Raw genomic sequence first — 5,284 nt, forward strand, 5'->3', positions numbered from 1 at the left:
ATACTGGACAATCTCGATCCTTTCTTGCCAAGTCGTAGAGCGACCTATTGTCATAGCTTTTGTTTCCCCTTTATAGGATTTTAAGCTGCTATGACCATTATACTTGTTAATCCAATTAAAGAGCATACTCAGGATTTCCGCAAAGCAATTTATGGGCCTCAATCTTAAGTAATTTAAAATATTTTTTTTCTGATTGAGGTTGCGCACTAAAAGGAGATGTATTTCCGACAGATGCATCAAGCCATGCTACTGCAACCTCCTCTAGAGAATTAGAAGATAATAACTCGGCTACAATATCTTTTTGGTAAGTAGGTAATGCATATAACCAACTTGATTCTTCTTGTTCAATAAAAAATGAATTTAGAGTTGTCATTTTATAACATCCTTTCTAAATATTCAGCTGAAACAGCATATGGGTTGTCTGGTGTAATGTCTGCGGGTCAACCACCTATACTAATACCTCCATTAATGCTCGGAACGTAAGCACCAATGAGCACACCTATCAGAATCAATGTGCCATTTAAATTACGAATTATTGGGCCTCCGGACTGCCCCGGTCTTGCTTGGATATTTAGCACAAGATGTTTGGATTTGATTTTGTTTGAACTAAGCAAGATTTTCGCACCAACTTCGCAAGTCTGCTGTGTCAAAACAATTCTACCTAAATCTGAGTGAGGAAAACCATAGGCAGTAACTATGTCACCTGGATTAACGTTGTCAGCATTTCCAACAGTTATGTTCGATTTAACAGCCGTAAGCGTAACAAGATGAGAACTTATTTCCAACCCTTTTTTTTATAATATTCCTCTAATTCTGATCGAATAGAAAGAATGCGTCCTTTATAAATAAAGGTAAGCGTTGCTCCACTATTTTCTCCCAACCCTTCGATACCAGTGAAACCCAATAGAGTTGAGAACATTTTCCCGAATGATACAAAACTGACTTGTGTATCATTCATAAATTAATCAGACGTGAATGTTATTATCCTGATAGAATAGAAGGAAAATCCTCGAAAAGATGCATTGTTGAAGAAACAAGCAATCTTCAAATAAAAAAAGAAGAGGTAAATGGATTACTCCTCTGCCCCTCCTGTTTCTCAATCCCCCGTTGTAGCCTTAACTGTCGCCGCTCGCTCCGCATGCACCGTATTAGGAAACATAACACAAAAAAATTTCGCCCTACTTATGATACGGTTCAGCGTAACATCTATAGGGCGAAATCAAAGGAACCCGACTCTCTGCGCAGTTGAATATACTCGCGCCTAGACGCGTTCGTGGTGTGCCATATTTCGCTTTACTTGTACGTTATTGTTTAGAAAATAGATAAGCCCCTATTCTCCATTCGGAATAAGGGCTTATATCTATCACACTCGATACCTTAATATTGTCCTTTAATGACAAAGAACGAACCTCGAATTGTCCCAGCTAGTTTGGACTTCTGCCTAGCAAACTTAAACTTCCCTTCTAACTCCTTTGGTACCTCCATTCCCTCAGAAAGCTTAAAACCTACAGCCCGCTTTTTAGGGTCATCAACCGTATACATGACATTGATCCCAAGACCATCCTCATAAAAAACGTAGGCAAATTGGATATTTTCCACTTGAAAACGCGCCGTTTCTAGAGGTTTGGCCGCAAACTCAATATCCCGTTCTTCTTTCAGAATTCGGTTCACATAATCAAGGGTCTCCTGGCTTTCGTCAGCTGGTACAACCGTAAATTCATGCTTGTATTTGTTCATAAAGTAACGGGCTTCATTAGCACGTAAACCAGCAAGCGCTTCTGCTACTGGTGAAGACTCTAAACCAACCGTAGACACATTTTTAAACTCAACGATATAGGTCATCCTCATTCCTCCTGCTGATCTCGTTTACTTATTTACAACCGGAATCCACATTTCACCATATACGAAGCCGTCTCGCTGCCCCATCTCAACCGTTGCATTGGGCCCGCCAACATAGGCGTAATTATCGGCTGCTGGCAAAGCTTGACCAAAGGCAATGCCAGTAAGCATACTACTCAACTCATCAGCCGACTTCCCTTCACCTTTAACGACGAGGTATTGTCCCTTAGGGAATTGGATCACTCTGTGTTCTTCCGGTATCGATGAATCTGTCATGACGCCAGCATAATACATCATCTTGTGATTTATCGCTTCGTTTACGGCAAAAATATAGTCGTTCGCAGCGACAGCCTTTAACGTGTTAAGCCTTCCATCCTGCTCCACTGCCCGCCAAAAGTTTTCCTTCTCCTTGTTCATGCCGGCATAATCTGTGTAATCGCTCTTCAGCTCCGTTCCAATACCAAGAACGATAAAGCTGTCTTTTTCCTCAAAGGTATACGTTGCCATAATCCCAGCTCCTTTTTTTGAATGGATCAAAGTTTATTTACTTGATAGTTTAATAATACCCATAAATCATGTCAAAATATGATACCGTTTAGAGGGCTTCCGATTATTCTCTCCCACAGCACAACCTACCTCATATTAATATTTTTGGTAGTAGAAGTCTATCGGATTAACGAATGGACTAGCGTCAACTTTACTCCCCATTAGAGTCTGCGGCTTTTCGGACGCAGCGCCCAGGAGGCGATGCCGAGCGCGGCATAGAAAAGCGGAAGAATAATATGGAATCCACCATCTCCGTAATCATTAGCGAACGCATGAGATAAGGCCGCACCCGTCATTAGAAAAAAGATGCCGCTATAAGCCCATTCCTTAAGCCGGGGGAAACCTGGCATTACGATCGCAATGACTCCAAGCAATTTCCAAGTTCCGAGAATGTTCGTGACATATAACGGGAAACCAATATCGGTCACTAAATCGACATTGCCACCATATCGCATCAATTGCCCGATACCACTTAATGCAATAGAGAATGCGAGAATGATTGTGACGGTCCAATAAGCGGCCATCCTTCCAATAGGGCGGGATTCAACCTTCGCAATTTTTTCATTACCGATAATCGTACTCATTCCTATTCCTCCTTTGATCTCGTTTACTTCTTCACAACCGGAATCCACATTTCCCCATATACAAGGCCGTCTCGCTGCCCCATCTCAACCGTTGCATTGGGCCCGCCGACATAGGCGAAGTTATCGGCTTCCGGCAAGACTTGACCGAAGGCAATGCCGGTAAGCATACTGCTCAACTCATCAGCCGTCTTCCCTTCGCCTTTAATGACGAGGTACTGTCCCTTAGGGAAATGGATCACTCTGTGTTCTTCTGGTACCGATGCTTCTGTCATGACGCCGGCATAATACATCCTCTTGCGGTTTACCAATTCGTTTACAGCAAAGATGTAGTCGTTCGCAGCGACAGCCTTTAAAGCGTCAAGCCTTCCCTCCTGCTCCACTGTCCGCCAAAAGTTTTCCTTCTCCTTGTTCATACCGGCATAGTCCGTGTAATCGCTCTTCAGTTCCATTCCAATACCTAGTACGCTAAAGCCGTCTTTTTCCTCAAGGGTATATACTGCCATCATCCAAGCTCCTTTTTTTGAATTGATCAAGTTATTTTGTTTTTTTCACTTGATGGGTTTATAATAACCATAAATCATTTCAAAATATGACACTGTTTAGGGGGCCCGATGAAAAAAGTAGAACGGATTAACATCATCATGCGGTACATCAACAACCGCGCCCATTTTACCATTTCGGAAATCATGCATGAGTTTAACACCTCCCGTTCGACGGCGATTAGAGATATCAGGGAAATTGAAGCAATGGGAATGCCTCTAGTCGCCGAAGTCGGGAGGGACGGGGGTTATTTTGTGATGAACAACTCCGTCCTGCCCACTGTCCGCTTTACCGATAATGAGATTAAAGCGCTTTTTATCGCGTTCATGGCCACACGAAATCTACAACTCCCTTATCTCAAGAGTCGCCACTCTTTAGCGGAAAAGTTGCTCGGCCTCATCTCTCAAAACCAGCAAGATGATCTTGTTCTGTTAAATCAAATCTTGCTCTTCGAAGGTACCAACCCCCACAATCCTGACCTGCTTGATCTATCAGATCTGCCCCATCCTATGTTAGAACAACTCATCCAATCCCTTCTTATGGACAGCTACTTAGTGGTTTCCGTCGAAGAAGGAAGGGAAATAAAGTCTTATCCCATCTACCTCATGCACCTATATCGTGAAAAAAGCTCTTGGCAAATTGAAGGTTTCGACCTAGAGAAGGAAAAGAGGCGGATAATTCCTGTCGACAATCTCACCGAAGTCAAACCATACCCCGAGAAAAAAAGAATAAGCAAGAAGAAGATTGTCGAACAGCTAAGCAAGCAGGAAGAAGCCATCAACCTAGTCCTCGAACTAGGTCCCAAGGCGATTGCCCAGTTCAAAAAGTACCATCCATTAAAAATTACAATTTCATACACGAATCCTTATCAAACCACGGCTATTTTAAAGACTTTTATCAATGTTCATCATGAGGAGGAATTGGCCGAAATAACAAATTGGCTGCTTTTCTTAGGTGGAGATATCAAGGTCAGGGAAATACCGAAAGAAGTTGTAGAAGGATTACCGGAGAGAGTGGATGTTCTAGGGAACAAGTAATTGACCATAACTACCGCCTGTAAAGCTCATCGCAGATAAAGCGATGGCATAGTCTCGATCATTCTTATTAGGTTTATCTTGCAATTCGCTCTATTTTTGGTACGGTTCCCCGCGGCTAATCTTCAACGTAACATAATGTGCATTTTGTTAATTTCATTATTTAATCAGCGTTTCCTATCTATGATAGCTCTCTGAACTAAATCTGAACACAGAAAAAGGTCCCGAGGATCTTTTCCGCGGAACCTTTATTTATCGGTGCTTTGCCATGCGTACGAAACGTTTGGCGGGACCCCTACTTAGAATCTTCTTACACCTGAGCCAAGGGATTGCTCTGCAATTTGAATTAATGTTCTTGTGATGTTTCCACCAATAGTACCCGCATCACGAGTAGTCATATTCCCATTGTAACCATCTGCAGACCATTGAATTCCAAATTGTTGAGCTACCTCATATTTCATTTGGTCAAGTGCTGCTTGTGCCTGTGGAACGACTAGACTTTTTCTGCTCATGTATATTCACTCCCTAGTTGGATGTGAAGTTATTTTGTGGATTGATTTGATTTTTATACCTCAATTTTTGCAGAAATTTTGAACTTTTTGCGAAATCCACGTTTTGATGGCGGGACCCTTATAAAAAAACAGACCGCCCAAAGCTGACGGTATGCACTTCTGCGATCAAGAATGTAGTTACTTGCTGAAGTAATCCTCCAGCCCTTTCGCAATTGCTCTGGCTGCTTTC

Annotated in this window: 7 protein-coding genes; 1 reads left to right on the forward strand and 6 read right to left on the reverse strand. The window is 42.3% G+C overall.

The annotated features are described in order from the left end of the window. Positions 1-115 precede the first annotated feature (115 nt). The 5 genes from HI950_RS35140 to HI950_RS35160 all read right to left on the reverse strand — a co-directional run bounded on the left by HI950_RS35140 (position 116) and on the right by HI950_RS35160 (position 3,472). Positions 116-373: a hypothetical protein gene (locus HI950_RS35140; RefSeq protein WP_169091704.1), complete on the reverse strand. Its 258-nt coding sequence runs from the start codon at positions 371-373 to the stop codon at positions 116-118. 1,004 nt (positions 374-1,377) lie between these two features. Beyond that, the gene (locus HI950_RS35145) at positions 1,378-1,842 is read right to left on the reverse strand and encodes a phage tail protein (RefSeq protein ID WP_169091702.1); all 465 of its coding nucleotides are present in this window, start codon (positions 1,840-1,842) and stop codon (positions 1,378-1,380) included. A 24-nt stretch (positions 1,843-1,866) separates the two neighbouring features. Then, on the reverse strand, positions 1,867-2,346 hold the full coding sequence (locus tag HI950_RS35150; protein WP_169091700.1) for a GyrI-like domain-containing protein: 480 nt from the start codon (positions 2,344-2,346) through the stop codon (positions 1,867-1,869). Between the two features lie 200 nt (positions 2,347-2,546). Continuing rightward, positions 2,547-2,969 (reverse strand): DoxX family protein, encoded by a 423-nt coding sequence (locus HI950_RS35155; RefSeq protein ID WP_169091698.1) that lies wholly within the window; start codon positions 2,967-2,969, stop codon positions 2,547-2,549. 23 nt (positions 2,970-2,992) lie between these two features. Next, the gene (locus HI950_RS35160; RefSeq protein WP_169091707.1) at positions 2,993-3,472 is read right to left on the reverse strand and encodes a GyrI-like domain-containing protein; all 480 of its coding nucleotides are present in this window, start codon (positions 3,470-3,472) and stop codon (positions 2,993-2,995) included. A gap of 108 nt (positions 3,473-3,580) precedes the next feature. On the opposite strand from HI950_RS35160, the gene HI950_RS35165 reads away from it, so the two are divergent. After that, a complete protein-coding gene (locus tag HI950_RS35165; protein WP_169091696.1) occupies positions 3,581-4,546 on the forward strand; it encodes a helix-turn-helix transcriptional regulator in 966 nt (321 codons plus the stop codon). Positions 4,547-4,842: 296 nt separating this feature from the next. Here HI950_RS35165 and HI950_RS35170 read toward each other — a convergent pair whose 3' ends face one another. Then, positions 4,843-5,055: an alpha/beta-type small acid-soluble spore protein gene (locus HI950_RS35170; protein WP_169091694.1), complete on the reverse strand. Its 213-nt coding sequence runs from the start codon at positions 5,053-5,055 to the stop codon at positions 4,843-4,845. Positions 5,056-5,284 lie beyond the last annotated feature (229 nt).

The sequence above is a fragment of the Paenibacillus sp. PL91 genome, assembly GCF_012935325.2.
Classification (GTDB): domain Bacteria; phylum Bacillota; class Bacilli; order Paenibacillales; family Paenibacillaceae; genus Pristimantibacillus.